This is a genomic window from Nitrobacter sp., from assembly GCF_047149785.1.
GTDB lineage: Bacteria > Pseudomonadota > Alphaproteobacteria > Rhizobiales > Xanthobacteraceae > Nitrobacter.
In genome coordinates, this window is record NZ_BAAGBE010000001.1 from 817,819 (window position 1) to 844,492 (window position 26,674).

The window sequence follows — 26,674 nt, forward strand, 5'->3', positions numbered from 1 at the left end:
GATCCTGAAAAGGAATCCGGTTTGGGATGAGATCGCGCTCATTTCCGGAATAGAATGCCGATGCGTCCGTAGATGCCGCTGCGGTTGAAACTGTCCTTGACGAAGCCGGCGCCGACCGACCATTCCGCTGGTCCGGTCTTGAAGCCGGTGAGGTGCGCGCCGATCCGGTACTGGGTGCTGTATACGTCGGCGGAGGCGGAGATCTCAGGCCCGATCCAGAATCGATTGAGGAGGCGCCAGCCGGCCGCCACGCGAGCGCTGTATCCCGATCCGATCGTCGTGGCCGATGCGGCCGCCGCCACCATCATCGCGGGCGTAGGCTCCCACCATATCTCGGTCGCGATGCGGGCGCCGAAGTGGCTGCCACGCAGCTTGTCGGTCGGGATGTCGGGCTTCAAGACATGGCTTTCGACGGCTGGTCCGGCGAACATCTTGATCTCGACATTGCCGTGCTTGACGCGCCATCCCGGCAGGATCGACGCGCGGAAAATGTTGGTGGTGAAGTGCTGCGTCGGTGTGTCGTAGCGTTCGAAATCGTCGGACATAAACAGCCGGATGCGGAGGCCGTCCTTGTTCAAATCACCCTGCGGCGCCAGCAGCATTCCGTCGTAGCCGGCTTGTCCGTTGTGCCAGAGATCGATGCCGCTGAAAATCAGGAAACGTTCCGGTTTGGAGCCGCCGCTGAGCGTGTCGGCCAGCGGCGGACCGGCAACAGCGGGCTGGGCCAACGGCCGACCTGGAGTCGCGCACGTCAGCACGGCAGCCAGAAATACTGCACGCGACGCCCCCAACGCACCGAGCTCCCAAAAGCCCAAACGCGATATATGTACAAGTACTGATAACAGGCGGATGAGGGGTCGCGTAGGAGAACAATGGGGGAATCCCCCAGGGATTGAGGACGGCAGCGCCGCTCGCAGCCGCGGCGCGGACCAGGAGTCTTTTCGCTTCTGGTTCCATCAGAAGCGAGCAGGCGTCAGGTTCTCGATCTCGACGCCGACGCGGTCTTTGATGAGTTCGGCGATCCAGCGGCGGTGGCAGTATCGATGATCTCGCTCATAGCAGAGAATGCAGACCGGCCCGGATCGCCTGACCAGCGCCGAAAGCTCGTCCAATTCCTCGCGCGCTTGCGGCGTCCTCAGATGTGCCGTGTAGATTTCGCGCAACACGTCGAACTTGCCGCTGCGTCGGGCCAGCCGGCCTTGCTTCGGCGTCCCGAGTCCGCGCAGGTGCAGGTAGGCAATGCCGCGGCCGTCGAGGCTCGCGGCGAGCTGGTTCTTTGAAAAGCCGGGACGGCGGGATGAGGTGACGGCGCGGACATCGACCAGCAGTTTGACGCCGGCGTGTTCCAGTTCATCGAGCACGGCTCTGGCTGGCGTTTGCTCATAACCGATGGTGAAGATCGGGCTTGTCGGCGTCATCCTGTTTTCCGTCACTTCACGCGCGCGATCAGTTCCATCGCGCCTGCGGGCGCGCGCACCTTGCCTTCGTGGATCAGGTAGGCGAAGACGTCACGCGGTATTCTCTCCGGCCGGGCCTTGTCGTCGACGCGCGGCAGGTCGTCCGGCTCGCCGCCCGCGGCCCAGGATTGAAATCGCTTCGCCCAGGCATCGAGCTGCTTCGCAGGATAGCAGGTCTTGATCTCGTCGCTGCCTCTTTGCAGGCGGGCATAGACGAAATCGGCGGCGATGTCGGCTATCGCCGGATACTTGCCGTGCTCGGCAAACACCACGGGAACCTCGAACTGTCTCAGGAGTGCGACGAACGCGGGCGTGCGAAAGCTGTCGTGACGGACTTCGACCACATGCCGCAGCGCCCGCCCCGCGAGCTTTCGCGGCAACAGCTCCAGGAATTTGCCGAAATCGGCGTCGTCGAATGGTTTGGTTGGCGCGAACTGCCACAGTACCGGTCCGAGACGGTCGCCCAACTCCAGCACGCCGGAATCGTAGAAGCGCTTCACCGAATCGCCGACCTCGGCCAGCACCCGGCGATTGGTGGCGAAGCGCGGCCCCTTCAGCGAGAACACGAAGCCATCTGGCACCTCGCGCGCCCATTTGCGAAAGCTTTCGGGCTTCTGCGATCCATAATAAGTGCCGTTGATCTCGATCGAGGTGAGTTTTGAGGCGGCGTATGCCAGCTCCTTCGCTTGCGCCAGCCCGTCCGGGTAGAAAACGCCGCGCCACGGCGCGAAGGTCCAGCCGCCGATCCCGATGTAGACCTTGCCCGCTTTGCCTGCATGTGATTCGCCTGCCATGTGAGCTGCCTCTTGCGAATAGTCCGTCCATACCTACTTTAATGCCAACGGCGATGTCGAAGCCCGCTCCGTCGCCGGGACGACCACGGGATAGCCTGGCTGCGCCGGATGTACGCGCCGCCGCGTTATTCGTGGTCGTTGGCCTTTTGGGCCTGATTTCCACACATTTCCGGCTTTTGGAAGAATTTGGCTCCTGCGCCCGATCTGGCTGCTTTAATGCCAGTTGCCTTGGCATCGGCGTTCGCCACGGATATATGCTGGCGCCATGAATGAAGCCATCAGACCGGAGCCGGTCGAACTGTCAACCCGAATGCCGCTCCAGCTTTCGGTCGTCGTGCCGACTTTCAACGAGCGCGACAACGTGGTTGCGCTGTATCGGAAGTTGTCCGCCGCGCTGGCCGGAATTGCGTGGGAAGTCATCTACGTCGACGACAATTCGCCCGACGGCACCACCAATGTGGTGCGGAACCTGGCCGCGAGCGATCCGCGCGTTCGCTGCATCAGGCGGGTCGGGCGGCGCGGCCTGTCGGGCGCGTGCATCGAGGGTGTTCTGGCATCGAGCGCGCCGTGCGCCGCGGTGATGGATGCCGATCTTCAGCACGACGAAACCCGGTTGCCGCAGATGCTTGCGCTTCTGGAAAGCGGCGCCGCCGACCTCGTCGTCGGCAGCCGCTACATCGAAGGCGGCAGCGCCGACAGCTTCGACAAGCAGCGCGCCGGTTTCAGCATGCTGGCAACCTCGGTCGCGAAGAAGCTGCTGCGCGTCGAGATCGCCGACCCCATGAGCGGATTTTTCATGATCCGCCGCGACCGCTTCGAACAGCTCGCGTCCGAGCTGTCGACCCAGGGCTTCAAGATCCTGCTCGACGTGATCGCAACTGCGCGCGGTAAATTGCGCATCACGGAAATTCCCTTCACGTTCGGTTCGCGGCTGCACGGCGAGAGCAAGCTGGATTCGATGGTCGCGCTGGACTTCCTGGGTCTGGTGCTGGCGAAGCTGACGCGCGACGCGGTGTCGTTGCGGTTCCTGCTGTTCGCGCTGGTCGGATCGGTCGGCGTCGTGGTGCATTTCGTGGGCCTGCTCGTCGCGCTTGACGCGCTGCAATGGCCGTTTCCGCACTCGCAAGCCTTCGGCGCGGTCCTGGCGATGACCAGCAATTTCCTGCTCAACAATTTCCTGACCTATCGCGACCAGCGTCTGAAAGGGTTCGGCATCCTGCGCGGCCTGCTCGTTTTCTACATGGTGTGCAGCGTCGGTCTGCTCGCCAATGTCGGCGTCGCGTTCTCCGTTTACGATCAGGAGCCGATCTGGTGGCTGGCAGGCGCCGCGGGCGCGCTGATGGGCGTGGTCTGGAATTACGCGGTGTCCAGCCTGTTCGTCTGGCGCAGGCGATAGCACCGCGATGCGCCTGACCGAGACGCGGTCTGTCCGCGCCGTTGTTCTCGTGGTCCTCGTGCTGGTGGCGCTGCGGCTCGTCTGCGCGGCGCTGACGCCGCTGACGTTCGACGAGGCCTATTACTGGACATGGTCGAAGCACCTGGCCGGCGGCTATTACGATCATCCGCCGATGGTGGCGATGGTGATCCGCCTCGGCACCATGATCGCCGGCGACACCGAATTCGGCGTCCGGCTGGTCTCGATCCTGCTGGCGCTGCCGATGAGTTTCGCCGTCTATCGCGCGACAATCCTGCTGTTCGACAGCGCGCGCGCGGCCGCGTCGGCAACCCTTTTTCTCAACCTCATGCTGATGGTCGCGGCCGGCACCGTGATCGTGACGCCGGACGCGCCGCTGATGGCGGCATCCAGTTTCGTGCTGCTGTGCCTTGCCGAACTGCTTGCGACCGGGCGCGGAGCCTGGTGGCTCGCGGTGGGCGTGGCTGTCGGCGCGGCGCTGGTGTCGAAATATAACGCGCTGTTCTTCGGCCCGGCGATCCTGATCTGGCTGTTGGCCGTGCCCGAGTTGCGGCGCTGGCTGCGGTCGCCGTGGCCTTATCTCGGCGGATTCGTTGCACTGGCGGCCTTCTCGCCGGTCTTGATGTGGAACGCCGATTACCATTGGGTGTCGTTCGCCAAGCAGTTCGGCCGCGCGCGCGTGGACGGATTCACCCTGCGCTACATTATCGAGTTGATTCCGACGCAGATCGCCTTCGCGACGCCGCCGGTGTTTTGTCTCGCCGCGATGGGGCTGTTTGCATTGTGGAAGCGCGAGGAGGGCACGCGGGCCGCGCGAACGCTGATCAGCGCGACGGTCTGGACGCCGACGATCTATTTCGTCTGGCATTCGCTGCACGCTCGCGTCGAGGCCAACTGGTTCGCGCCCGTCTATCCGGCGCTGGCGATCGCGGCCGCGGTGGCCTCCGATGTCACGCGCTGGACGCCGCGCGGCCAGCATTTCGCCGATGCCTGCCGCCGCTGGGCGTTGCCGGTGGGCGTTGCGATGCTGGTGGCGCTGGCGGTGCAGGTGAACACCGGCCTTCTGTCGGGATATCGGCGCGATGCCTCGGTGCGCAGCGTCGGCGTCGGCTGGCGCGCGCTCGCTGCCGACATCGAGGCCGTGCGCGTGAAAAGCGGCGCGCGCTGCGTGTTGGCGCAAAGCTATGGCGTCGCGAGCTGGCTGATGTTCTATCTGCCGAAGGGCACTTGCGTGGCGCAGCGTTTCGAGCGCATCCGCTGGGTCAATGCGCGGGAGCCAGATGCGGACCAGCTTGCGGGCAGACTGCTTTACGTCGATGACGGATCGGGCAAATGGCCGCAAGCCGCGCGCAATTTCAATCACGTCGAGAAGGTCGCAACGCTCGAACGCAAGCGCGGGCCGCTGACGGTCGACACCTTCGAGATCGACGTGTTGGCGGATCCCAAGGGCAACGTGCTGGAGCCGTTGCCGGCGGAACTCAATTAGCTGCCGCGGCAAATAAGCGGCAAATAACATGTTCCCGCATTGCGCCAGGAACCAGGCCTCGCGCGAACCGTTGTGACCGGATGACCCGCGGGACGAATGCTGTTCCGCGGCCAATGCGCTCGACACAAGGATTCATGCCATGAGAAAAATTCTGATCGCCCTTGCCGCCGCCACCGCATTGACGGGGGCCGCATATGCCCAATCCCTCGGCGAGAAGACCGGCGTCAACTCCGCGCTCGGCGTTGCGCCGTCGACGGCCGACTTCGTCAAGGAGGCTGCCACCAGCGACATGCTTGAAATCGAGGCGGCAAAGATCGCGCAGCAGAAAGGCAATGACGAGGAAAAGAAGTTCGCCCAACAGATGATCACAGATCACACCAAGACCTCGAACGACCTAAAGGACATGGTAAAGGACGGCGAGGTGAAGGCGGAGTTGCCGACGATGCTGGACAGTTCCGCGCAAAGCAAGCTCGACAAGCTGAGGGCCGCGACATCTCAGAATTTTGCCGGGATTTACGATCCGATGCAGGTTGATGCCCATGAGGAGGCGGTGTCGCTGTTCGATCGCTACGCCAAGAGCGGCGACAACGCCAAGCTGAAGAACTGGGCGGGCCAAACGCTGCCGACGCTCAAGCATCATCTCGCGATGGCGCAGCAGATGAACGAACGCCGCGGCTCTGCTACCGTGGGCAGCTCGACGAGACCTTCGAACGGCATGGCCAAGTAGCGGCATTGCTTTCCTCGGCTTTCCGCCGCCGGATCACGTCCGGCAATGAGAAAAGCCCGGCGTGAGCCGGGCTTTCGCATTTCGTATTCGCGGTAAGCGAGGATTTGTCCCGCCCGACCTCCCCGCAAAGGGGAAGGAAGAGCAAGTTAGAAATCCATGCCGCCCATGCCGCCGCCCGGCATCGCCGGAGCAGGAGCGTTCTTCTTCGGCAGCTCGGCGACCATCGCTTCGGTGGTAATGAGAAGCGAGGCGACGGAGGCGGCGTTCTGGATCGCGGTGCGCACGACCTTGGTCGGGTCGATGATGCCCTTGGAGATCAGGTTGCCGTATTCGCCGGTCTGCGAGTCGAAGCCGTAGGAATACTGCTCCTTCTCGAGGATCTTGCCGACGATGACGCTGCCGTCCTCGCCCGCGTTGATCGCGATCTGGCGGGCCGGCGCGGAGAGCGCCTTGCGCACGATCTCGACGCCGGTCTTCTGGTCGTCGTTCTGGGTCTTGATGCGCTTGAGCTGTTCGGAGGCACGGAGCAGCGCAACGCCGCCGCCCGGCACGATGCCTTCCTCGACCGCGGCGCGGGTCGCATGCATCGCGTCGTCCACGCGATCCTTGCGCTCCTTCACCTCGACCTCGGTCGCGCCGCCGACGCGGATCACCGCGACGCCGCCGGCGAGCTTGGCCAGACGCTCCTGCAGCTTCTCGCGGTCGTAGTCCGAGGTGGTCTCCTCGATCTGCGCCTTGATCTGCGCCACGCGCGCCTCGATGTCGGCCTTCTTTCCGGAGCCGTTGACGATGGTGGTGTTCTCCTTGTCGATCATCACCTTCTTGGCGCGGCCGAGCATCTGCAGCGTGACGTTCTCGAGCTTGATGCCGAGATCTTCGCTGATCGCCTGACCGCCGGTCAGGATGGCGATGTCCTGCAGCATGGCCTTGCGGCGATCGCCGAAGCCCGGCGCCTTGACGGCCGCAACCTTGAGGCCGCCGCGCAGACGGTTGACCACCAGAGTCGCGAGCGCTTCGCCTTCGACGTCTTCCGCCACGATCACCAGCGGCTTGCCGGTCTGCACCACGGCTTCCAGCAGCGGCAGCAGCTCGTTCAGCGAGGACAGCTTCTTCTCGTTGATCAGGATGTAGGCGTCGTCCATCTCGACGCGCATTTTTTCGGCGTTGGTGACGAAGTAGGGCGAGATATAACCGCGGTCGAACTGCATGCCCTCGACGACGTCGAGTTCGGTTTCGAGCGACTTGGCTTCTTCAACCGTGATGACGCCCTCGTTGCCGACCTTCTTCATGGCGTCGGCGAGGAACTTGCCGATTTCGGAATCGCCGTTGGCCGAGATGGTGCCGACCTGGGCGATTTCCTCGTTCGAGGTGACCTTCTTGGAGTTGCGGCTCAAGTCGGCGACCACGGCTTCGACGGCAAGGTCGATGCCGCGCTTCAGGTCCATCGGGTTCATGCCGGCGGCGACCGACTTGGCGCCTTCCTTCACGATCGCCTGGGCCAGAACGGTGGCGGTGGTGGTGCCGTCGCCGGCCGCATCCGCGGACTTGGAGGCGACTTCGCGCACCATCTGCGCGCCCATGTTCTCGAACTTGTCGTCAAGCTCGATCTCCTTGGCGACGGTGACGCCGTCCTTGGTGATGCGGGGCGCGCCGAACGACTTGTCGAGCACGACGTTGCGGCCCTTCGGACCGAGCGTCACCCTCACGGCGTTGGCGAGGATGTCCACGCCGCGCAGCATCTTGTCGCGGGCGTCGACGCCGAATTTGACATCTTTGGCTGACATGTTGGGATTTTCCTTTGGATGATCTTGCAGGGAATGGCGCTCAGGCGGCCTTCTTCTTGGCAGGCGCGGCGTCGGTGAGAACGCCCATGATGTCCGACTCCTTCATGATCAGGAGATCCTGCCCGTCGATCTTGACCTCGGTGCCGGACCACTTGCCGAACAGCACGCGGTCGCCGACCTTGAGATCGATCGGGATCAGCTTGCCGGCCTCGTCACGGCCGCCAGGACCGACGGCGACGACTTCGCCCTGCGAGGGCTTTTCCTTGGCCGTGTCGGGAATGATGATGCCGCCAGCGGTCTTCTCTTCGGCGTCGATGCGCTTGACCACGACGCGGTCGTGAAGCGGACGGAATTTCATGCAGTCCTCCTAAGTTTTTGAAGATAGATGATATTTCTGAATTTTGGCAGTCGCGGCTAATGAGTGCCAAGGCGACCGGTCAGGACATAAGCCGCCGTTCGAATGCGGGCAAGGGGCTGGGGCGGATTTTTTAGGGACTCCAAAAAGGCGACCGTCCTGACCGGGTGCTTAACATTCGCACCCGACCGTACGGCACTGTTAGCAGACGCGGTAACGCGCTGCCAGGACTTAATTTATTAGCATTTTCTTGAATTTTTAGGGTTGTGATCGGGGCGTCGCGTGTCACATTTGTATCGTGATCCGTTGCGGGTTGCCGGCGGTCAGGGCGCCGGTACCGAAAGCGGGTTCATCGAGGGGTTGGAGCGCTATTGCAAAAGCCGGTCGCCACTTTCTGCCGATAGCGCCGCCTCCCTCCAGGGAGATTTGGTATGGTTTCGAAAGGTGAAGTGCCATCCCGCGGAGTTTCCGACGACTTCCGCAAGCAGGTGGCGGGCTATGGATTGACCACGGCGGAAATCCTGTATCGCCGACCGGACCGGCAGTGGCTGCTGCAAAGCTACGTGTGGCAAAACTACGATCTGTTTCCGAAATTCCCGGTGCTGTGCGACTTCCTCGCCTTTTGGGAGAGACGGCTCGATGGCCCGCTGGTTTCGGTGACCGTCGCCCATTCGAGACTGATCAAGCCTGCGGAGCTGCGCGCGGTGGACGGCGTGTTCCGCCTGCATTGAAGATTGCGAGCTATCAGCGCGTGCCGGTTTTCCGAGGTGGGATGATGCACGCCGGCAGCTCCCGGCTTGCATCTTGTCGTGCAATCGGGATGCGTGTTCGCCGCCTTGACGCTGGAGCGGTCGCGCGTCATGTCATGATCGTTGCTGACGGCAAGGAGAGGTCATGGCTGACATCATCACCGCGGGCGTTCTGGTGATCGGCGACGAAATTCTGTCCGGGCGGACCAAGGACAAGAACATCGGCTTCATTGCCGAATATCTGACGAATATCGGAATCGACCTCAAGGAAGTTCGAGTCGTTGCCGACGATGAAGCCGATATCGTCGCGGCGCTGAACGCGCTTCGCAGCCGCTACACTTACGTTTTCACCACCGGCGGCATCGGCCCGACGCATGACGACATCACCGCCGACAGCGTTGCAAAAGCCTTTGGCGTCGGCATTGACTATCATCCCGAGGTGGTGGCGCGGTTCAAGGGACGCTACAAGAATCCCGGCGAATTGAACGAGGCGCGGTTGCGCATGGCGCGCATTCCCGATGGCGCGGAGCCGATTCAGAGCGCGACCATTCTGGCGCCCGGGTTCAAAATCGGCAACGTCATCGTCATGGCGGGTGTGCCCTCGATCATGCAGGCGATGATGGATATCGTCGCGCCGACGCTGCGGGCAGGCGAACGAATGCTGTCGGAATCGGTGCGCGGCAATTGTCGCGAAGGCGACATCGGCACGCCGCTGCGCGCGATCGCGCAGGCGCATCCGGACACCACCATCGGCAGCTATCCGTTCCTCGACGAGAACGGCCAGCCGAACACCAGCCTTGTGGTGCGCTCGCGCGATCAGGCCAAGCTGACGGCGGCATTGGATGCGGTGAACGCGATGCTGGCGGGGCTCAAGACGGCGCAGTAAACGAACCTTCACTTTCTCGACTGCTCGCGCGCGAGCCCGAAAGTCGGATACAGGATTGTCAGGCTCATGCGCTCCAGGGGAGAAGCGTGATCCGTGACCGAGGATGAACCAGGTGACTGCAAGCACAACTCCCGACAAAGCCTTTCCGGTGTCCTGGGATCAGTTCCACCGCGACTGCCGGGCGCTGACCTGGCGGTTGAACGAGGCCGGACCTTTCCATGCGGTGGTCGCGATCACCCGCGGCGGCCTCGTGCCCGCGGCGATCGTGGCGCGCGAACTCGGCGTCCGCGTCATCGACACCGTCTGCATCGCAAGCTATGACCACACCAACCAAAGCAAGTTGATGGTGCTGAAGGGCATCTCCGATGCGACCGCGCAGCTCGGCGGCGGCACCGGCAAGGGTCTGCTGATTGTGGACGACCTCGTCGATACCGGAGCGACCGCGCGCGTGGTACGCGCCATGATCCCGGATGCGCATTTCGCCACCGTCTACGCCAAGCCGCTCGGCAAGCCGCTGGTCGATACGTTCATCACCGAGGTCTCGCAGGATACCTGGATTTACTTTCCGTGGGATCTCGGCCTTGCCTTTGCTCCGCCGCTCCGCGACGGCGCGGCGTGATTTGTTTTTGCTCCCTCCTTCTTGTGAGGAAGGAGATGGGAGGCAGCCATCTATCGCATACTCAACGGTTGAAGACACCTCTCTCTCCAACTCTCCCCCACAAGGGGAGAGAGCAGTCCGAGGTCGACGATGCCTCTGCAAAACCGGGTCACGCCACTTGGCGAAATCGTCGCGGTGCCGCAGCGCGGCGCCTTCACCGGCAATCGTGGGATCATTCACGATCCGGCGACGCGGACGCTTTTGATGCGGCGCTGGACCACCAAAGCGTGGATCGTCTGCGTCTGTGAATTTCGTGGCCGTCGCCGCGATGTGATGGCGACGCGGAGCTGGACCGAGCTGTTTTTCCTCGATGAGGCGACGGCGTTCGGCGCCGGACACCGCCCGTGCTTCCATTGCCGGCGCGACGATGCCAATGCGTTCCGCGCGGCATGGCAGCGTGGCAACCGCAGCGGACGTCTGCGCGCGCCAGAAATCGACGCGGTGCTTCATGAGGAACGGATCGACGGCCGCGCCAAGCGGCTGCACCCACTGCCGATGCCGCTCGACGAATTGCCCGACGGCGCGATGGTGCGGGCAGGCGGTGAGAGTTATCTGATCGCCGGCGCGCGGCCGTTATTATGGGCTTTCGACGGCTATCGCGAGGTGAGCCTTCCGCTTTCCGCTGCGTGGCTGATCACGCCGCCGTCTACGGTGCGGGCATTACAGGCCGGTTATCGCACCTTGCTGCATGCCAGCGCAATGAGTCCGGTTCCATAGAACTCCACGAAATGTGAGCATTCGATGTCCTGATGCCGCGTCTTTGTTGCCATCCACGCTTATCTTGAGCGACAGTTGACAAGACACGGACGGCCGGGCCAAGCCGAGCAGACGAAAACAAAGGAAGCTCGCTCATGATCGAATTCTTTTTCGATTGCTCCAGTCCCTGGACCTATCTCGCCTTTCACAACATCCAGCCGCTGGCGAAAGAGTTCGGTGAGAAGATCTCGTGGCGGCCGGTTCTGGTTGGCGGGATATTCAATGCGGTCAATCCGAGCGTCTATGCCTCGCGGGAACATCCCGTGGAGCCGAAGGTTCGCTACATGAAGAAAGATCTCGCGGATTGGGCGCGGCTTGCGGGTCTCACGATCAAGATGCCGCCGGCGGTGTTTCCGGTAAACAGCGTCAAGGCGATGCGTGGCTGTCTATGGCTTGGCAACGATGCGATGGTTCCGTTCGCCAGGTCGGTGTTCGAAGCCTATTGGCGTGACGACAAGGACATCTCGCGCGAGCCGGTGCTGGCCGAGATCTGCAAATCGCTGGAGATCGATCCGGAAAAGCTCCTGACCGGCATTGGCGATGAAGGCATCAAGAACGAACTCAAGGCAAATACGGATGAGGCGATCGCGCGCGGCGCGTTCGGGTCGCCGACGATTTTCCTGAACAAGACCGACATGTATTTCGGCAACGACCGCCTGCCGCTGATCCGCGATGCGCTGCAACGAAAGAAGGCGGCATGATGTTCGCGCGTCCGCGCGCGGATGTTCTGCAAACGCGTATCCTTACCCCCTTCTTGGATTGAGAAACGCGCGGGCGCGCGCAACCAATCCGGCATGTTCGGAATTGTCAGTACGCATCTCCGCGACCAGCTCGATCACCTTCTCGGCTTCCTTCAACCTGGTTTCAGCGGCAATACGACGCCGGCCTTCGCGGCCGAGCTGTTCGCCGATTGACCGGTGGGATTGATCCAGCGCATCCCATTCCGCCGCGGCGTTTCTCAGCGCTTCGGCCTGCGATTCGAGGAGGTCGGCGGCGGCGGCGCAAGCCTTCGCGGCATCCTTCACGACGACGCCGTGCCAAAGCTCGGTGAGGTTGCGCTGGTAGCCATCCTTGAGCATTTCGGCGTCCTGCCGCAACCGCTCCACCAGGTTGGCCACGTCGTCGGTCGGGGTCATGGTTCGTCTCCTGCATCATCTCGATCACCGAGCGCATGCATTTGCAGAAGGCGCGAGTTGCTTTGCAATACCGCCATTGCATTTCGCCTTTAAGTGTCTGAAAAGAAAAGCACGCTGGTATGCGGAGTCGGTAGACGCAAGGGACTTGAAATCAACGCCCCCATGGCGAAACTGGTAGACGCAACAGACTTAAAATCTGTAGTCCCGTCAGGGACGTACCCGTTCGACTCGGGTTGGGGGCACCATTTCTTGGGCCGAGGTTAGCTTTTGCCCGCAGCCGTGCTGGTGACAGGGAAAATCTGGAGACAAGGACAGGTGACCGATTATCGAATCTACATCCTCAACGACAAAGGGCACATCCAGGGCGATACGCTCATAGTGAGCGATGATGATGCTCGGGCAATCGAGGCCGCAAAAAGGATCGTCGGCGTTCGTCACGTCGAAATATGGGAGGGGGAGCGTCTGGTCGGGCGCTTCAAAACAACGCCCGACAGTTAGTCGGCGGCTCTGATCCCGGCCGCATCATTGTGCCCCGCCGCCACTGCTCGTTCGAGCCCGGCTGCCCGCACCATTTGCTCAGGACAAGTTCGCATGACCCAGCACCAGCACGATATTGTGACACCGATCGATCCGGTGAGGCTGGACCGGCTCGCCGAAGTCGCGGTCAAGGTCGGCCTGCAGCTCGCGAGGGGACAGGACCTCCTGATCACCGCGCCCGCCGCCGCGCTGCCTCTGGTGCGCAGGATTGCCGAGCATGCCTACAAGGCGGGCGCGGGGCTGGTGACGCCGTTCTTCTCCGATGAAGAGATCACGCTGTCGCGCTACAGGTTCGGGCCGGACGAGAGTTTCGATCGGGCCGCCGGCTGGCTCTACGAGGGCATGGCGAAAGCGTTTAGCGCGAACACCGCGCGGCTCGCTGTCGTCGGCGACAATCCGATGCTGCTGTCGGGCGAGGATGCCGCGGAAGTTGCTCGCGCCAACAAGGCGAACTCGATGGCGTACCGGCCGGCGCTCGAGAAAATCGTCGGGTTTGATGTCAACTGGAACATCGTCGCTTATCCGGGCGCGGCGTGGGCGAAGTTGATGTTCCCGAACGACGGCGAGAACGAAGCGGTGGCCAAGCTTGCCAATGCGATCTTCTCGGCCTCGCGCGTCGACAACGATGATCCGATCGCGAACTGGACAACGCACAACGCCGCCTTGCGTCAACGCACCGACTGGCTCAACGGCCAGCGCTTTCATGCCCTGCATTATTCCGGGCCCGGCACCGACCTGACGGTCGGCCTGGCCGACGGCCACGAATGGGTCGGCGGCGCGTCCACTGCGAAAAACGGCATTGTCTGCAATCCGAACATTCCGACCGAGGAGGTGTTTACGACGCCGCATGCGTTGCGGGTGGAGGGCCACGTCCGCAGCACCAAGCCGCTGTCGTATCAGGGTACGCTGATCGACGAGATCGCCGTTCGCTTCGAGCAGGGCCGCATCGTCGAGGCCACGGCGTCGCGCGGCGCCGACGTGCTGAACAAGGTGCTGGATACGGACGAGGGCGCGCGCCGGCTCGGCGAGGTCGCATTGGTGCCGCATTCCTCGCCGATCTCGAAAAGCGGCCTGTTGTATTACAATACGCTGTTCGACGAGAATGCAGCCTGCCATATCGCTCTTGGCCAGTGCTATTCCAAATGCTTCGTCGACGGCGCAAAGCTGTCGCCGGAGCAGATCGCGGCGCAGGGCGGCAACAAAAGCTTCATTCATATCGACTGGATGATCGGCTCCGGCGAGACCGATATCGACGGCATCGGCAGCGACGGCAGCCGCGTTCCTGTCTTTCGCAAGGGGGAATGGGCTTAAGCCTCCGGTCACGGGGACGGCCTCAATACGGACACGAGCCGGTGCTTTACGCAGCCACAATCGGAGGCTGTAGTTTTCAATGAAGTCGGGCTGAACGGAGACCATGTCGGACCGTATCGTCAGCAACCAACGTCCGCGACTGCACGTCGCCGCGATTGCGCTGCTGATCGCAGGCGGTGGTCTGGGCGGTTGCGCCAACCTCGGCGACGGCGCCCTCTCGGGAGCGTTCGTCGATCCCGCGAAATACGATCTCTACGATTGCGCGCAGCTCGATACCGAGCGCAAGTCTTTGGCGGCGCGCACGGCCGAGTTGCAGAAGCTGATCGACAAGGCCCACACTGGCGTCGCTGGCCCGGTGGTGGCGGAGGTCGCGTATCGCAACGACTACATCACCGCTCGGGCATCCGCGAAGCTCGTCGAAGAGGAATGGCGGCGGAACAGGTGCGACACGGCATCCGCCGCGCATGAGGCGTCCGCGAGTGGCCTGCGCGCTGCGCCTCCGTCGAGGCGGTCCGGCAATGCCGTTTATTGATCCCATCGAACTCGAATTGACGAGTCGTTCAGCCTAATCGGACTTCAGGGCCGCCAATTGTAGATCCAGTCCTGACGCGCCAGCATGCGTTGCGGTCCGATTGCCTTGATGGCCAGATCGCGCGCCAGCGCGGCGGCACCCACGAGGTGGCTGATACGCCCGTTCCGTTCCGCAAGCGCCTGCACGCGTGCGACGCGCGCGCGGCGCAGGCTGGTGTAACGCGCAAGCGCAGCCGCGGCGCCAGCGGCATTCTCGTTCGCGGCCTCGCCGAGGCATTGAGCGAGTATCGCGGCATCCTCGATCGCCATGCCGGCGCCCTGCGCCGCAAACGGGAGCATCGCATGAGCGGCATCCCCGAGCAGAGCCATTGCATCACGGTGCCATGCGGTCATTGGCGGAATCGTAAACAACGCCCACTTGCGCCAGCCGTCTGCGGCTACGGCCTCGATTAACATGCGCGCCGGCTCAGACCAGCGCGCTTGCGCGAACCTGTGCTTGATGTCGACGGCGTCGCCGGGCGCGCTCCAGCCGGGCTGATTCCAGGTGTCCGGCACCACCGCGACGATATTGACCTGCCTTCCGCCCGGCATCGGATAGGATACGAGATGCGCGTGCGGTCCCATCCAGAGCCGCACGCGGCGCGTGGTCATGTCGTGCGGCAGTTGAGACGCCTCGACGGTGCCGCGCCATGCGATCAGGCCGGAAAACAGCGGGCTCGCATCCGGAAAGAGCTGGTTGCGCAGCGCGGACCACACGCCGTCGGCGCCGATCAGCGCCCATGCGGTTTCCCGCCGATTTGTAGCGCTGCCGCGCAAATCCACGGCGACGCCGTCATCGCGCGGGATTGCATGGTCAATTCTGGTGCCGAGGCGCAATTCAATGTCGGGATGATCGTGAACTTGCTCCAGCAGCGCCGCCTGCAGGCCGCCGCGATGCATCACCCAGTAGGGCGCGCCTGCGCGCAACGCGGCCGCCTCGCCAAGCGGCAGGCGGCAGATCTCGCCGCCTTGCCGCGCGCTCACGATGCTGATGGCCTCGGGCACGAGCGCGCGTGCGGATAGCCGGGCGTGCAGGCCGAGGCCGATCAGGATGCGTGTGGCGTTCGGGGAAAGTTGCAGGCCGGCGCCGACTTCTTCGAGCCGCTCGGCCGTCTCGACGATGAGGAGGCGAAAGCCCTTGGCGGCCAGCGCAAGCGCTGCCGTCAGACCTCCGATTCCGGCACCGGCGACAACGACCGTGCGCGGCGGGGTCACAGGCAGATCAGGCCACCTTGTCTCTCACCACGCATTCCGGAGGTCGGGCTTGTCCGGCGCCGAGGTCGGCTGAGAAGCGGTACAGCGTCGAGCAATACGGGCAGATGATTTCGCTGTCGTTGCCGAGGTCGAGAAAGACGTGTGGGTGATCGAACGGTGGATTGGCTCCGACGCACATGAATTCCCGCGAGCCGATCTGGATAACGGCGACGCCGGCATCGTTGTGAAAGTGGGGGACTACGTGATCAGACATGCTTTCCACCTTGGATCGCTGCGTGGCATTGACCCGCCGATACGCAACATCGCGCGGCACCATAATGGCCGGCGGCTTCGATTCCTAGCTCGCCGGAAACGGTTTCGGAAAAATTCGCGGGTCAATTATCCATACAAGTTCGACATAATCCTGTCGTCGAGAGAAGCCCTTCTTTCGTCGGGGAAGTTGTGATTGAAAACCGGCGCACCACCCTTTTACATATGACGAAGGCGGATTTTACGGGATTTCGATGATGCGATGGCGAATTGGCAGCGCGATGACGGGGGCGGCGATGTGCGCAACGGCGTTCGCCCTGCTATGGCCGCACGCCAGGGACGCCGGCGCGGTGCTGAGCGCGCAGGACGATCCCGTCCGTCTTTCCGATCTTCAACTCGATTCCGCGCTCCGCGGTAATCCGGCGCTGGTGATCGAAAACATCGAGGCCGCGCTTGCGGCGCACGATCCCGACCTCGCGAACAGCTTCGTTGGTCTCGCGGCAGCGAAGGGAATACCGATACCTGATGAAACGTTGCGACGCGTTGCCGGGGCTGTCGGAGAAGAAAATTCCACCGGACATATGGCCGGGAGATTCTTCGTCGGGTTGGTCACCGGCAATGCCGAGGACGGCGCGAGCCTTTCGGGCACGCTCGCCGGCGATCTGTCCGTATTCGGCGATGTTCGGGACATCATGCGCGAGGGCAAGCACCTGGCAATGGGCGAGGATACCGACCGGCTGTTGTTGGGGCTCGCCGCAACGGGTCTCGTTGTGACGGCGGCAACCTTTGTGTCGGTCGGCGGGGCGGCCCCGGTTCGCGCCGGCCTCACGCTGGTCAAGGATGCCCGGAAGGCGGGACGGCTTGGCGAAGGTCTGAGCCGGTGGGTGGGCCGTTCGGCGCGCGAGATCGTTGATATGCCCGCGCTGGAAAAAGCCGCCGCGACGGGGACGCTGTCGCGGCCACGTCAGACGGCCGGAGCGATCAAGGCGGCGATCCGCGCCGAGAAGGCGGGCGGACTGGTGCGTCTCGCCAAGGACGTCGGCCGCATCGGCGAAAAGACCGGGACACGGGGCGCGCTCGATACGCTGCGGATCGCGGAAGGTCCAAAAGATGTCGCGCGCGCTGCGCGGCTGGCCGAAGCCAAGGGTGGCCAGACCCGTGCGATCATCAGGCTTTTGGGACGGGGAGCGCTGCTGCTCACAGCCGGCGCGTTCAATCTTGCGACGTGGGTATTCAGCGCTCTGCTCGCGCTGTTCGGCTTCCTGTCGTCGATCAAGGCCACGACCGAGCGGTTGACGCTGTCGTGGCTGCAACGTTCAAAGACCAGGCGTTTGCGGCGGCAGTCGGCCGCGGCGTCACCGGCGTAAGCCTCTCAACGGTCGTTCGCCGACCTGTCGTTGTCACCTCGATTCACGGAATTGCCGATGCCGAGCTTTCATCACGGCGATGTCGAAATTGCCTATCTTGACGAAGGCGAGGGCGATCCCGTCGTTCTCGTCCATGGCTTTGCGTCGAGCAAGAACGTGAACTGGGTTTATCCGGCCTGGGTGTCGGAACTGCGCAAAAACGGATTCCGGACGATCGCGTTCGACAATCGCGGCCACGGCGATTCCAGCAAGCTCTATGATCCGGAGGACTATCACATCGGCACGATGGCGAGCGATATCACGGCGCTGATGGATCACCTTGCCATCGCGCGCGCCGACGTCATGGGCTATTCGCTCGGCGCCCGGATGATGGGGATTCTGGCGCAAACCCGGCCTGAACGGTTGCGCTCCGGAATCTTCGGCGGTCTGGGGATCGGCCTGATCGCGGGCGGCGGCCCCGGTGAAAGCGTCGCCCGGGCGCTGGAAGCGCCGTCGCTCGACGACGTGACCGATCCGTTCGGCCGCACATTCCGCGCATTCGCCGATCAGACCCGCTCCGATCGTCGCGCGCTGGCGGCATGTTTGCGCGGATCGCGGCGGCTGATGACGGAAGCGGAGGCCGCCGGCATCAAGGTGCCGACCTTGATCGCTGTCGGCACCAAAGACGAGATCGCAGGATCGGCGCAGGCGCTTGCGCACATCATTCCCGGAGCGGAAGTGCTGGACATTCCGAACCGCGACCATATGCGGGCGGTTGGCGACAAGGTCTACAAGGAAGGCGTGCTGAAATTTTTGTCACGCCGGCCGTGAGGCCGATCCATAGCGTTCGGCAAGAAATCGCGCCGCCGCGATCAATACCACGAATGTCGCGATCCAGACCATGCGCGCGCCGTAGCGGTTGTGGGGACCGGATATCACGCCACAGATGAACGCGTTGCCGAGCAACGCCACGCAAACCGTCGTGGCGAGCAGTTCGACGTCGTCGAGGCGCCGTCGCCACAGCGCCGCCAGAACGACACCGACGAGCAACAGCATCGAGGCGAGCGCGACCGGAATATGAATCCAGTTGATGGCGGCGAACTTGATGCTCCAGTGCTGCTGCTTCGCAGCGCGCATGGCCTTCACCTGTTCCGGGAGATAGCGCTCGATGATGCCATAGGTATGCGGAATCCACCCTGTGGTGCCTTCGCCGGTGCCGACTTCGATGAGTTGCTCGGCCGTCGCCTCGGCGGCCGCTTCCGTCTGCCAGAGCGGATAGGCGGCCAGTGCTCGTGTCGCGATGAATTCCATCTCGTCGTTCATGCCGTCGAAGCGGCCGAGCTTGTTGAACACGCTGTCCTTGCCCCAAAGAAAATCGTCCGCCGTCGCCGGCAGTTGGTTGCGGTAGGGGCAGAGCTTCAGCTTGATCTTGTCGCAATGGTCGTTGAGGTAGCGCGCGACGATGCCGTCCTGCATCATGCGCCCGAACGATACGCCGGCGCCGCCCGGCGTCCAGGCAAGCTGGCCCGACAGTGCGTAATTCGCCGCCAGCAGCATGGCGGCGCCGGCGGCGAGCGTCAGGCAGCCCTGAACCAGGCCGGCGACCGGAAGTCTCCGGCCGAGCCATGGCTTGACGATCCATCCCGCGCAGCACAGGCCGAACAGCACGCCGAATGTCGCCGTGTGGGTTGCAGCCGCGAACGACGTATACAGAAACAGCGAAATCTTCTCGATGGTCGAGAGCTTGCCGTTATGCACCACGAGGATAAAGAGCGCGAGCACCGCCAGCCCCGCGAAAATGTCGGTCAGCAGCATGCTGGCGAGCCACGGCAGCGCGGTAGTCAGGGTCAAGATCACGGCAATGGCGAGAAGCCGCAACGGCCGCGCCATGCCGAGCACCCTCAGCGTCAGATGCAGGATCCACAGCGTCAGCAGCGCCTGGAATGCCAGATTGAGCCAGAAGAATGAGTCCTTCCCCAGATGAAGGTAGATGCCGTACACGGTCGAGCGGCTCGGTTCGAGATAGCCCTCGTACCATCGCGCCAGATAGCCGCCGGTATCGTATTCCAGCAGCGGATAGCCGTTCCAGATCGCGGGGGCGAGCATGAGAACGGGAATGACGACAGCCGCGATCCAGCCCCAGGGAGCAGCCGCGGCGCGCCTGTATAGGACTTGGGTGGATATGGCCGGGTTCTCCGTTGGGGGGGCTGTTTTCGCATATTGAGTGTTCGGTGCAAATGCCTAACTTGTTTGACGTAAATTGGCCTGGAGGTAGCCGGAACTATGAAATTCCGGCCCTTCCGGGAGGGGCACGGAGCGTCGGCGGACCAGATAGTACGGCGGGAATTGCCTGGAACGCCGGCCGTCCCAAAGCGGCGGGATGGATGTCCGAGAGGCGGCGAGGACAACGACGGGGCGTTGTGCTATAGAGCGGATGGAATTGAGGTTTGCGAGACAGCCATGGCGATCCAGCACGTTAACCCGCAGAATTCGAAGCTTGCGGCGCTCGATCCGATCTGGGATCGCATCCGTAGCGAGGCCGAGGACATCGTTCGTCGCGAACCCGAACTGGCATCCTTCATCTATTCGGCCGTCCTGCATCACGGTCGCCTCGAGGCGGCGGTGGTGCATCGCGTCGCCGAGCGGCTCGACCATTCGGCGTTGTCGGGCGACCTGATCCGTCAGACTTTCGACGAAGCGCTGCGCGAGGATCCCGATATCGGCAATGCATTCCGCGCCGATATGGTGGCGGTATACGACCGCGACCCGGCGACGTCTCGGTTCATTGATCCGCTGCTCTACTTCAAGGGCTTCCATGCCATCCAGACACACCGCCTTGCGCATTGGCTCCATCGGAAAGGCCGCAAGGATTTCGCCTATTACCTGCAGAGCCGCTCCTCGTCCGTATTTCAAGTGGATATCAATCCAGCCGCCAAGATCGGCCGCGGCATCTTCCTCGATCACGCCACCGGCTTCGTTGTCGGCGAGACCGCCGTCATCGAAGATGACGTGTCGATCCTGCATGGCGTGACGCTCGGCGGCACCGGCAAGGAGAATGAGGATCGCCATCCGAAGATCCGCCATGGCGTGCTGATCGGCGCGGGCGCGAAGATTCTCGGCAACATCGAGGTCGGCCATTGCGCGCGCATCGCCGCCGGGTCGGTCGTGGTGAAGCCGGTGCCGCACAATGTCACCGTCGCGGGCGTTCCCGCCAAAATCGTCGGAACGGCCGGCTGCTCGGAGCCGTCGCGCACGATGAACCAGATGCTGAGTGCGACGGGGTTTTGACCGCAAAAAGTTTTTTCGGGGACCTGAAATCCGAACAAACCGGTAGCGGCGTAGGCCTCGTCGATCTAGAACTCTGCGAGCCCAGATTATTGCGGAGACTGCCGTGGACGTTCAGGAAGTCAGGAAGCTCGACGCCTACCTCAAGCGCGTGTTCGGCAACCCGAGGATTCGCGTGGTGCCGCGACCGAAGAAGGATGACTCGGCCGAGGTCTATATCGGCGAGGAATTCATTGGCGTGCTGTTCGTCGATGATGAGGACGACGACCGCTCGTTCCAGTTCCAGATGGCGATTCTCGAGGAGGATCTGGCCGACGTCGGTTAACCTGCGAGCTATAGCGTTTTCAAGCGAAGCATGTCCTCGGGCTTGACCCCAGGACGGGGACAGGTTCGAGCGAAGAAAACGCGTCAAAACAAAAAGCTGGAGCCCGGCTTTGATTCCGTCAAAGTCGGAAATGGCTCTAGTTCTGCGGTCCGTGCAGTTGCTCAACGAGCCGCTCCATCGCGCCGGCCACGTCGCGCCACTTTGTCAGCCATTGCCGCGGAAAGCGGAACGTGAGATCGGCGCCGCCGACACGGCGTTCGCTCAGGCACATGCCCGGCGTCGCCGCGTCGCGGGTGCAGCGCGCCGCCAGCGGGGGTGCCTCCGCGACGAACAGGTCCTCGCCGGCATAAGGCGTGCCGTCACGGAACGCCTGCATCAGGAGCCCCTCGTTGGCATGCGTCCGGGTCTCATCGAGATAGCGTGGATAGACGGTGTGGACGAGGATATCCGGCGCCAGCGAATCGTGATGTGCCGCGATCGACAGGAAGATGCGGTCGATCGGCTGCGGCGTCTCGTCGATGGTCTCGGCGGTGACGCGCTTGGGTGCGCCGGGCGCCGTCAACAATGGATAGACGAAATTCAGATCGATGCGTTCCTGCGGTCCCGAATGTCTCTGGACCCTCATCCGGAAGGCACGCGGGGGGACATTGAACAATGTCTCGCCGATGCTGACCGGCAGCGGCTCGTCGTTTTCAAACGCTTTAGGCGCCCAGGTCGGCCACAGCAACCAGGCGACCAGGCTTATTGCGAGCGCCGTGATCAGCGCGGACGCGAGAAGCGGGGCGAGATGACCGCGCTGCGGCCTAACTGATCCGCGCGACCGGCGCGGGACGGACGGCAGCAGGGTCATGCGACAGGCGGTATTTCCCGGGGACGAATCAGCCGCGACTATGACACGCATTGTGGAGTTTTCATGCGGCGGATCTGGCCGCACCGCGCCGCTCCGCACGGTCGGGCGCATGCGGCGTTAACCTTTCCTTAAGGATAAGGTGGTGGGCGGAGCGGTATTCTGCGAAGCAAGGGACGTCGTGGTCGTGTGACGGATGTCCTTCGATGTCGCCGGATACATTGAATTCCTTCTTCGCGCTGTGCATCGGGTTCGCCATCGCGGGCGCGCTTGCCAGCGGCTATCAGATGTTCGTCGAGCGTCCGGCCGGCTTCGGACTGCTGCAGCAGGGCGTCGTGGCAAAGGCTTTGGCCGCGGTCCCGTTCCTGGTGTTCGCCGCGCCCTTCATCATCATGCGCAACACGCTTCGTGGACGACGCATCGAGCGCCGTCGCTTTGAATTCGTCATGATGGCGACCGTGATCGCCGGGTTCTGGAGCCTGATGTCGGGCACCTGCGTGGTCATGACGCTGGAGGCGGTCGGGTTGCTCGCCTGAGTTGCGCCGTGGCATGATCGTCTTCCGCATCCGCAGGAGGCCGTCATGGCGATTTACGAACTCGACGGGCAGGCGCCCGATCTTCCGGAAAGCGGACGCTATTTCATCGCCGATACCGCTGCGGTGATCGGCAGGGTTCGCCTGCGCGAGAACGCGAGCATCTGGTTCGGAGCGGTGTTGCGCGGCGACAACGAATGGATCGACGTCGGCGAAGGATCCAACGTCCAGGACGGCTGCACCTGCCATACCGACGAGGGCTTTCCGTTGACGATCGGAGCCAATTGTACGATCGGCCATAATGTCGTTCTGCACGGCTGCGCCATTGAGGATGGCGCGCTGATCGGGATGGGCTCGGTCGTCATGAACGGCGCGCGGGTAGGCCGTGGCTGCATCGTCGGCGCCGGCGCGCTCGTTACCGAAGGCAAGCAATTTCCGGAATATTCCCTGATCGTCGGCGTCCCAGCCCGCGCGATCCGCGCCCTGGAGCCTGCCCAGATCGGGCTAACGGAAAACAACGCGAAATTCTACGCCGCGAACGGGTTGCGGTTCAAAACAGGTCTGAAGCAGATCGGCTGAGATGCCGGCGAAATCTCGTGCGGATCGCGGAGAATTGAGCCGAAATTCGACCGAATGAAGGGTGGTGGCGGAAACAATCCGGCATAGCCGGTGTATGTCATTCGTGGGACGGGTTGGACGGAGTTTGATGATGTTGCGCAAAACGATGATCGCATTGCTGGCGGCCGCCGCAGTGGGGCTGGTTTCTCCAACCGTTGCCTCGGCGCGCGGCGGCCACGGATTTGGTGGATTTCACGGCGGCTTCCACGGCGGCGGCTTCCACGGTGGTTTCCATGGCGGCGGTTTTCATCACCATGGTTTCTATGGCCGCGGCTTCGGCTGGGGCCTTGGGCTCGGTTTGGCGGCGCCCTATGCCTACGGCTGGGGGTACCCTTACGATTATTACGACGGTTATTACGGCTACGGCTATCCCTATGGCTATAGCAGCTACTACGACGAGGGCTGCTATCTGACCCGTCGTCGGGTCCATACCCGCTATGGCTGGCGCTGGCGCCGGGTCGAGATCTGCCGCTGATCGCGGACGTCTCGGCTCAGCGATTTGGAACGTCTCGGTATTTTGAGGGGCGGCGGACGCAGGTCGCGCCGTCCGGTGAAAGCTTCGCAAAAAGCCGTGGCAGTCGCGCGGCCCTTGGGCTAGATATCTGTGTAGATCACGGGCTGGCGTATGTGGCGATGCGGGCGTCCTGGCGTTTGCGATTGCGTTGGACGCCATTGTTCTGATCGACGCTCCGGCCACAGCAGCGGCCCAGACCGCGGAGAAAATCATGACAACAGCATCGGGTTTGCAGATTACGGACACCAAGGTTGGGGAGGGTCCATCCCCGAAGTCCGGGCAGGTCTGCATCATGCATTACACCGGCTGGATCTATAAGGACGGGCAGAAGGGCGACAAGTTCGACAGTTCGGTGGATCGCGACGAGCCGTTTGAATTTCCGATCGGAACGCGTCGTGTCATTGCTGGCTGGGACGAAGGCATCGCGACCATGAAGGTCGGCGGCAAGCGCACGCTCGTCATTCCGCCGGAACTGGGCTACGGTGCTCGCGGCGCCGGCGGCGTCATTCCGCCCAATGCAACGCTGATCTTTGATGTCGAACTGCTCGGCCTGAGAGGCTGAGCCGCCGCCGGCGGCAAGCCGCTCTGTAAAGAAAACACGTCATGATCAAATCACGAGCGCCGCTTCTGATTCCATCAGACGCGGAAAGGTTTTTGGAGTCCGGTTCAACCGCATTGTATCAAACGCTGCTCTTTTGATGACGGGCCTGCTGAATAGCGGAGTGGTTGGAGCATGATCCCGAAAAAACCTGCCCCCGGGGACTTGATCCGTGACGGGAACGGTTCGGATAAGGTCATGCTCAATCAAGAGGGTTAAGGCTGGAGGCTGTTTCAACGAAACTGGATCGGCCTCTGGGGGACTTGGATGATCGCAAATTTCAGTTCGAGGTTAGACTGTTTTGGATCTGCGATAGATCAGACCCGGCGCGATAAGGCATTCGTTCTGGTCTAGCTGCGACGGTTCGAGCCCGCCATCGCCCTCGAGCGCAATGCGATTAAAGTCAAACCGGACGCCGTTCGAATCGACGATGTATTCCGGAATTGACTCCCGGCGGTATTCGCCGATGGAAGGGCCTTTCTCGACGATCGTGTTGTCTTCCGTATCGTCCGTCTTGTCGTCATCGCTCATCTGATATCCATCCTGCGCGGGATCGGGCGTCCGGGTTGCTGACTACCATAATCTGTCACGTTTTATTCTAATTCTTTGCCACAGACCGCGGCCCTCACGCACGAATATTGCTGGCCTGCCTAAGGTGGGACCGGCAGTTGATCGCTATGCCCGACCATGACGGATCGGTGTGTTTCCATCAACCGCAAGTCGCTGCAGAAACAAGTCGCCGCAAAAAAGGGTGCGGCCAGCCTCTTGGGGGAAGGCTGGCCGCGCGCGAACCGGTCTGGGACGGGGAGGGGTATGACCGGTCGCGTGTCTCGTGCTTCCTTGTTTATCGGGAACTGGCCGTCGCGACCGCCGGATGGTTGTCGTCGAGCGCGACCCAGACATTGGGATCGCTTTGCGATTGCCGCTTCATGAAGTGGTAGCCGGTCTTGGTCCAGGCCAGGACGTCTTCGTTCTGGTTGTCGAGGATGAACTCGCCCTTGTTGGTTTTGACGGTCAGGACGGCATGGCCGTCGCCCTGCTTGTCGCGAACAACCGTGATCAGCAGCGCCTCGCGCGGCCAGCCCGCGTCGATCAGCATCTTGCGCTTCAACAGAACGTAGTCCTCGCAATCGCCGTAACCGTCGGTCGGCAGCGACCACTTTTCGACGACGCCCCAGTGATCCATGTCCGTCATCGGCTTGATGGTTTCGTTGACCCAGCGATTGACCTTCAAAAGATCGCGCCAGGCGTCAGGTGTCATCACGATGTCGCGCGGCTCGGTTGCGCCACCGCTGCATTCCTTCGGATTGCTGTTGCAGAAGTCGACCCAGCCGATCGGCGCCCGCGTGATGTCGCCGAGACTTGCATAAAGCGGTTGTGCTTCTCCGGCGCTCGCCGGCGTCATCAGCCCCCACAGGACGGCGGCAGCGATCGCCAGTCCCACTCCCTGTCCCCTGTTGACCATTGTGGCCCCCGTTTCTTGTTGGGACCACATTTGGCACAAAGGATTTGCATCGCCGCTAAGCAACGCAAGTGGGTTTGAGACGAATACAGGACGAATTCGCGGCTAATTGAATCTGTACTTGAATCGAATTCGATTAAAATTTGAAACGATCGGACTTGATTAAAATCTTACATATTAGCAATTGGAGCGCGGTGGAATCGGGATTGCCGCGCCGGAATGCGCTCCGCGTTAACCGGAAAAATCGACGCGTGACGGCGGGCTGCCGCGGCCAGGGATCTCCGACATCCGAGCCGGAACCGGGATTTCGGGAATGCGCCGTTTACCGGGCGGTGACGTTATCTTCGAGAGTCTCGGGATGCTGCTCGTGAACGAACTCGAGCGCGAAGCCTTCTTCGAGGTTCCGAACCACGCGTGCGAGCACTTTGCCGAGCGCGACCTGGGACTGCAGCGGCGGCCGTCTTTCGGCCGAGACGGCTGCGCCTGACATGGAAAGATCGATGATCCGGCATGTCATCCTGGTGCCGTCCTCAAGCGTGAGGATCGCGATCGGATTGCGTGGCGCGATGCGGTCGTGGCGACGATCTTCGGGAAGGTTGAGAATATGGCGATTGGCGAGCCAGGTGAGTTGCGCCGCCAGCTTGTCGCGCTTACGGGGCGTCGCGCTGACGTTCATGGCGAATCCGCTGTCGATAATCCGTGTGATCTTGCCTTCGACCCGGCCGACATGGTCGAGATAGGCGACGACCCGGTCGCCGACGTTGCCGATACCGGGCGCCAGCATGGCGAGCCCGCCGGGGGACATATTGATGATCTGGCAAGGAAATTCGCGCCGGTCCGGCAGCATGTAGCGGCCCAGCAGGTGAACCCCGACCCGCTGAAATCGCCGGCGTTCGACCGGAAGGTTTGAGATTTTCTGCGCCAAAGCCATAATCGTCCACCGGTCGACCGGCAATAATTCGGTATTGGTAAACCCTACGGTTGTCAGGGTTAACGCGGCGTTAGCGATCCGGCCGTTCTCCCGGGATCGACGCGCAGCTTGCGTCGGGGTAACACTTCAGA

General features: G+C 62.6%; 32 protein-coding genes and 1 tRNA gene. 20 read left to right on the forward strand and 13 right to left on the reverse strand.

Annotated features, from left to right (window positions below; all coding sequences use genetic code 11):
* Positions 1-38: 38 nt before the first annotated feature.
* The 3 genes from bcsS to ACMDCM_RS03750 all read right to left on the reverse strand — a co-directional run bounded on the left by bcsS (position 39) and on the right by ACMDCM_RS03750 (position 2,251).
* Positions 39-728 (reverse strand): cellulose biosynthesis protein BcsS, encoded by a 690-nt coding sequence (gene bcsS / locus ACMDCM_RS03740; protein ID WP_412772315.1) that lies wholly within the window; start codon positions 726-728, stop codon positions 39-41.
* 228 nt (positions 729-956) lie between these two features.
* The gene (locus tag ACMDCM_RS03745; protein ID WP_412772316.1) at positions 957-1,418 is read right to left on the reverse strand and encodes a DUF488 domain-containing protein; all 462 of its coding nucleotides are present in this window, start codon (positions 1,416-1,418) and stop codon (positions 957-959) included.
* An 11-nt stretch (positions 1,419-1,429) separates the two neighbouring features.
* Positions 1,430-2,251 (reverse strand): DUF72 domain-containing protein, encoded by an 822-nt coding sequence (locus ACMDCM_RS03750; protein WP_412772317.1) that lies wholly within the window; start codon positions 2,249-2,251, stop codon positions 1,430-1,432.
* 265 nt (positions 2,252-2,516) lie between these two features.
* On the opposite strand from ACMDCM_RS03750, the gene ACMDCM_RS03755 reads away from it, so the two are divergent.
* The 3 genes from ACMDCM_RS03755 (at position 2,517) to ACMDCM_RS03765 (ending at position 5,878) form a co-directional block, all read left to right on the forward strand.
* A complete protein-coding gene (locus ACMDCM_RS03755) occupies positions 2,517-3,647 on the forward strand; it encodes a glycosyltransferase family 2 protein (RefSeq protein ID WP_412772318.1) in 1,131 nt (376 codons plus the stop codon).
* 7 nt (positions 3,648-3,654) lie between these two features.
* Positions 3,655-5,151 carry a glycosyltransferase family 39 protein gene (locus tag ACMDCM_RS03760; protein WP_412772319.1) on the forward strand — a complete coding sequence of 499 codons (1,497 nt, stop codon included), beginning with the start codon at positions 3,655-3,657 and terminating at the stop codon, positions 5,149-5,151.
* Between the two features lie 139 nt (positions 5,152-5,290).
* Positions 5,291-5,878: a DUF4142 domain-containing protein gene (locus ACMDCM_RS03765; protein WP_412772320.1), complete on the forward strand. Its 588-nt coding sequence runs from the start codon at positions 5,291-5,293 to the stop codon at positions 5,876-5,878.
* 146 nt (positions 5,879-6,024) lie between these two features.
* Here the strand turns inward: ACMDCM_RS03765 and groL are convergent, their stop codons facing one another.
* Together groL and groES are read right to left on the reverse strand one after the other, a co-directional pair.
* Positions 6,025-7,662, reverse strand: coding sequence for a chaperonin GroEL (gene groL / locus ACMDCM_RS03770; RefSeq protein ID WP_412772321.1), 1,638 nt, complete (start codon positions 7,660-7,662; stop codon positions 6,025-6,027).
* A gap of 40 nt (positions 7,663-7,702) precedes the next feature.
* Positions 7,703-8,020 (reverse strand): co-chaperone GroES, encoded by a 318-nt coding sequence (gene groES, locus ACMDCM_RS03775; RefSeq protein WP_412772322.1) that lies wholly within the window; start codon positions 8,018-8,020, stop codon positions 7,703-7,705.
* Between the two features lie 428 nt (positions 8,021-8,448).
* On the opposite strand from groES, the gene ACMDCM_RS03780 reads away from it, so the two are divergent.
* From ACMDCM_RS03780 to ACMDCM_RS03800, 5 genes are all read left to right on the forward strand, one after another.
* On the forward strand, positions 8,449-8,748 hold the full coding sequence (locus ACMDCM_RS03780; protein ID WP_412772323.1) for an usg protein: 300 nt from the start codon (positions 8,449-8,451) through the stop codon (positions 8,746-8,748).
* Between the two features lie 163 nt (positions 8,749-8,911).
* Positions 8,912-9,652 carry a competence/damage-inducible protein A gene (locus ACMDCM_RS03785; RefSeq protein ID WP_412772324.1) on the forward strand — a complete coding sequence of 247 codons (741 nt, stop codon included), beginning with the start codon at positions 8,912-8,914 and terminating at the stop codon, positions 9,650-9,652.
* A 103-nt stretch (positions 9,653-9,755) separates the two neighbouring features.
* Positions 9,756-10,271, forward strand: a complete 516-nt coding sequence (gpt, locus tag ACMDCM_RS03790; protein WP_412772325.1) for a xanthine phosphoribosyltransferase — start codon at positions 9,756-9,758, stop codon at positions 10,269-10,271.
* Positions 10,272-10,400: 129 nt separating this feature from the next.
* Positions 10,401-11,027 (forward strand): hypothetical protein, encoded by a 627-nt coding sequence (locus ACMDCM_RS03795; protein WP_412772326.1) that lies wholly within the window; start codon positions 10,401-10,403, stop codon positions 11,025-11,027.
* A 134-nt stretch (positions 11,028-11,161) separates the two neighbouring features.
* Entirely contained in the window at positions 11,162-11,767 is a 606-nt protein-coding gene (locus ACMDCM_RS03800; protein ID WP_412772327.1) for a 2-hydroxychromene-2-carboxylate isomerase, read from the forward strand.
* Positions 11,768-11,809: 42 nt separating this feature from the next.
* Here ACMDCM_RS03800 and ACMDCM_RS03805 read toward each other — a convergent pair whose 3' ends face one another.
* Positions 11,810-12,202 (reverse strand): hypothetical protein, encoded by a 393-nt coding sequence (locus tag ACMDCM_RS03805; protein ID WP_412772328.1) that lies wholly within the window; start codon positions 12,200-12,202, stop codon positions 11,810-11,812.
* A 156-nt stretch (positions 12,203-12,358) separates the two neighbouring features.
* Between ACMDCM_RS03805 and ACMDCM_RS03810 the strand changes: the two genes are divergently transcribed.
* The 4 genes from ACMDCM_RS03810 to ACMDCM_RS03825 all read left to right on the forward strand — a co-directional run bounded on the left by ACMDCM_RS03810 (position 12,359) and on the right by ACMDCM_RS03825 (position 14,582).
* Positions 12,359-12,447, forward strand: a tRNA-Leu gene (locus tag ACMDCM_RS03810).
* 70 nt (positions 12,448-12,517) lie between these two features.
* Complete coding sequence (locus ACMDCM_RS03815) at positions 12,518-12,700, forward strand: hypothetical protein (RefSeq protein WP_412772329.1); 183 nt, start codon at positions 12,518-12,520, stop codon at positions 12,698-12,700.
* A gap of 93 nt (positions 12,701-12,793) precedes the next feature.
* Complete coding sequence (locus ACMDCM_RS03820; protein WP_412772330.1) at positions 12,794-14,050, forward strand: aminopeptidase; 1,257 nt, start codon at positions 12,794-12,796, stop codon at positions 14,048-14,050.
* A gap of 103 nt (positions 14,051-14,153) precedes the next feature.
* Positions 14,154-14,582 carry a twin-arginine translocation pathway signal gene (locus ACMDCM_RS03825; protein ID WP_412772331.1) on the forward strand — a complete coding sequence of 143 codons (429 nt, stop codon included), beginning with the start codon at positions 14,154-14,156 and terminating at the stop codon, positions 14,580-14,582.
* 44 nt (positions 14,583-14,626) lie between these two features.
* On the opposite strand, the gene ACMDCM_RS03830 is transcribed toward ACMDCM_RS03825, so the two are convergent.
* Complete coding sequence (locus ACMDCM_RS03830; RefSeq protein ID WP_412772332.1) at positions 14,627-15,835, reverse strand: FAD-dependent monooxygenase; 1,209 nt, start codon at positions 15,833-15,835, stop codon at positions 14,627-14,629.
* 7 nt (positions 15,836-15,842) lie between these two features.
* Positions 15,843-16,088, reverse strand: a complete 246-nt coding sequence (locus tag ACMDCM_RS03835) for a zinc-finger domain-containing protein (protein WP_292617350.1) — start codon at positions 16,086-16,088, stop codon at positions 15,843-15,845.
* Positions 16,089-16,341: 253 nt separating this feature from the next.
* On the opposite strand from ACMDCM_RS03835, the gene ACMDCM_RS03840 reads away from it, so the two are divergent.
* Entirely contained in the window at positions 16,342-17,451 is a 1,110-nt protein-coding gene (locus tag ACMDCM_RS03840; protein WP_412772333.1) for a hypothetical protein, read from the forward strand.
* A gap of 57 nt (positions 17,452-17,508) precedes the next feature.
* On the forward strand, positions 17,509-18,261 hold the full coding sequence (locus ACMDCM_RS03845; protein WP_412772334.1) for an alpha/beta fold hydrolase: 753 nt from the start codon (positions 17,509-17,511) through the stop codon (positions 18,259-18,261).
* On the opposite strand, the gene ACMDCM_RS03850 is transcribed toward ACMDCM_RS03845, so the two are convergent.
* Positions 18,247-19,536, reverse strand: a complete 1,290-nt coding sequence (locus ACMDCM_RS03850; protein WP_412772335.1) for a hypothetical protein — start codon at positions 19,534-19,536, stop codon at positions 18,247-18,249. The two genes, ACMDCM_RS03845 and ACMDCM_RS03850, sit on opposite strands and share 15 nt — an antisense overlap.
* 354 nt (positions 19,537-19,890) lie before the next feature.
* On the opposite strand from ACMDCM_RS03850, the gene cysE reads away from it, so the two are divergent.
* Together cysE and ACMDCM_RS03860 are read left to right on the forward strand one after the other, a co-directional pair.
* Positions 19,891-20,718: a serine O-acetyltransferase gene (gene cysE / locus ACMDCM_RS03855; protein WP_412772336.1), complete on the forward strand. Its 828-nt coding sequence runs from the start codon at positions 19,891-19,893 to the stop codon at positions 20,716-20,718.
* 103 nt (positions 20,719-20,821) lie between these two features.
* Positions 20,822-21,040 carry a DUF3126 family protein gene (locus ACMDCM_RS03860; protein ID WP_011511027.1) on the forward strand — a complete coding sequence of 73 codons (219 nt, stop codon included), beginning with the start codon at positions 20,822-20,824 and terminating at the stop codon, positions 21,038-21,040.
* Between the two features lie 136 nt (positions 21,041-21,176).
* On the opposite strand, the gene ACMDCM_RS03865 is transcribed toward ACMDCM_RS03860, so the two are convergent.
* Positions 21,177-21,890, reverse strand: coding sequence for a hypothetical protein (locus tag ACMDCM_RS03865; RefSeq protein WP_412772337.1), 714 nt, complete (start codon positions 21,888-21,890; stop codon positions 21,177-21,179).
* A gap of 203 nt (positions 21,891-22,093) precedes the next feature.
* Between ACMDCM_RS03865 and ACMDCM_RS03870 the strand changes: the two genes are divergently transcribed.
* From ACMDCM_RS03870 to ACMDCM_RS03885, 4 genes are all read left to right on the forward strand, one after another.
* Positions 22,094-22,423, forward strand: a complete 330-nt coding sequence (locus ACMDCM_RS03870; protein WP_412772338.1) for a DUF6949 family protein — start codon at positions 22,094-22,096, stop codon at positions 22,421-22,423.
* A gap of 45 nt (positions 22,424-22,468) precedes the next feature.
* A complete protein-coding gene (locus ACMDCM_RS03875; protein ID WP_412772339.1) occupies positions 22,469-22,999 on the forward strand; it encodes a gamma carbonic anhydrase family protein in 531 nt (176 codons plus the stop codon).
* Between the two features lie 130 nt (positions 23,000-23,129).
* A complete protein-coding gene (locus ACMDCM_RS03880) occupies positions 23,130-23,513 on the forward strand; it encodes a hypothetical protein (protein ID WP_412772340.1) in 384 nt (127 codons plus the stop codon).
* Positions 23,514-23,682: 169 nt separating this feature from the next.
* The gene (locus tag ACMDCM_RS03885; RefSeq protein WP_412774657.1) at positions 23,683-24,114 is read left to right on the forward strand and encodes an FKBP-type peptidyl-prolyl cis-trans isomerase; all 432 of its coding nucleotides are present in this window, start codon (positions 23,683-23,685) and stop codon (positions 24,112-24,114) included.
* Between the two features lie 327 nt (positions 24,115-24,441).
* On the opposite strand, the gene ACMDCM_RS03890 is transcribed toward ACMDCM_RS03885, so the two are convergent.
* From ACMDCM_RS03890 to ACMDCM_RS03900, 3 genes are all read right to left on the reverse strand, one after another.
* Complete coding sequence (locus ACMDCM_RS03890) at positions 24,442-24,681, reverse strand: hypothetical protein (RefSeq protein WP_412772341.1); 240 nt, start codon at positions 24,679-24,681, stop codon at positions 24,442-24,444.
* Positions 24,682-24,994: 313 nt separating this feature from the next.
* Positions 24,995-25,615: a transglutaminase-like cysteine peptidase gene (locus ACMDCM_RS03895; RefSeq protein ID WP_412772342.1), complete on the reverse strand. Its 621-nt coding sequence runs from the start codon at positions 25,613-25,615 to the stop codon at positions 24,995-24,997.
* Between the two features lie 319 nt (positions 25,616-25,934).
* Positions 25,935-26,543, reverse strand: coding sequence for a PilZ domain-containing protein (locus tag ACMDCM_RS03900; protein WP_412772343.1), 609 nt, complete (start codon positions 26,541-26,543; stop codon positions 25,935-25,937).
* Positions 26,544-26,674 lie beyond the last annotated feature (131 nt).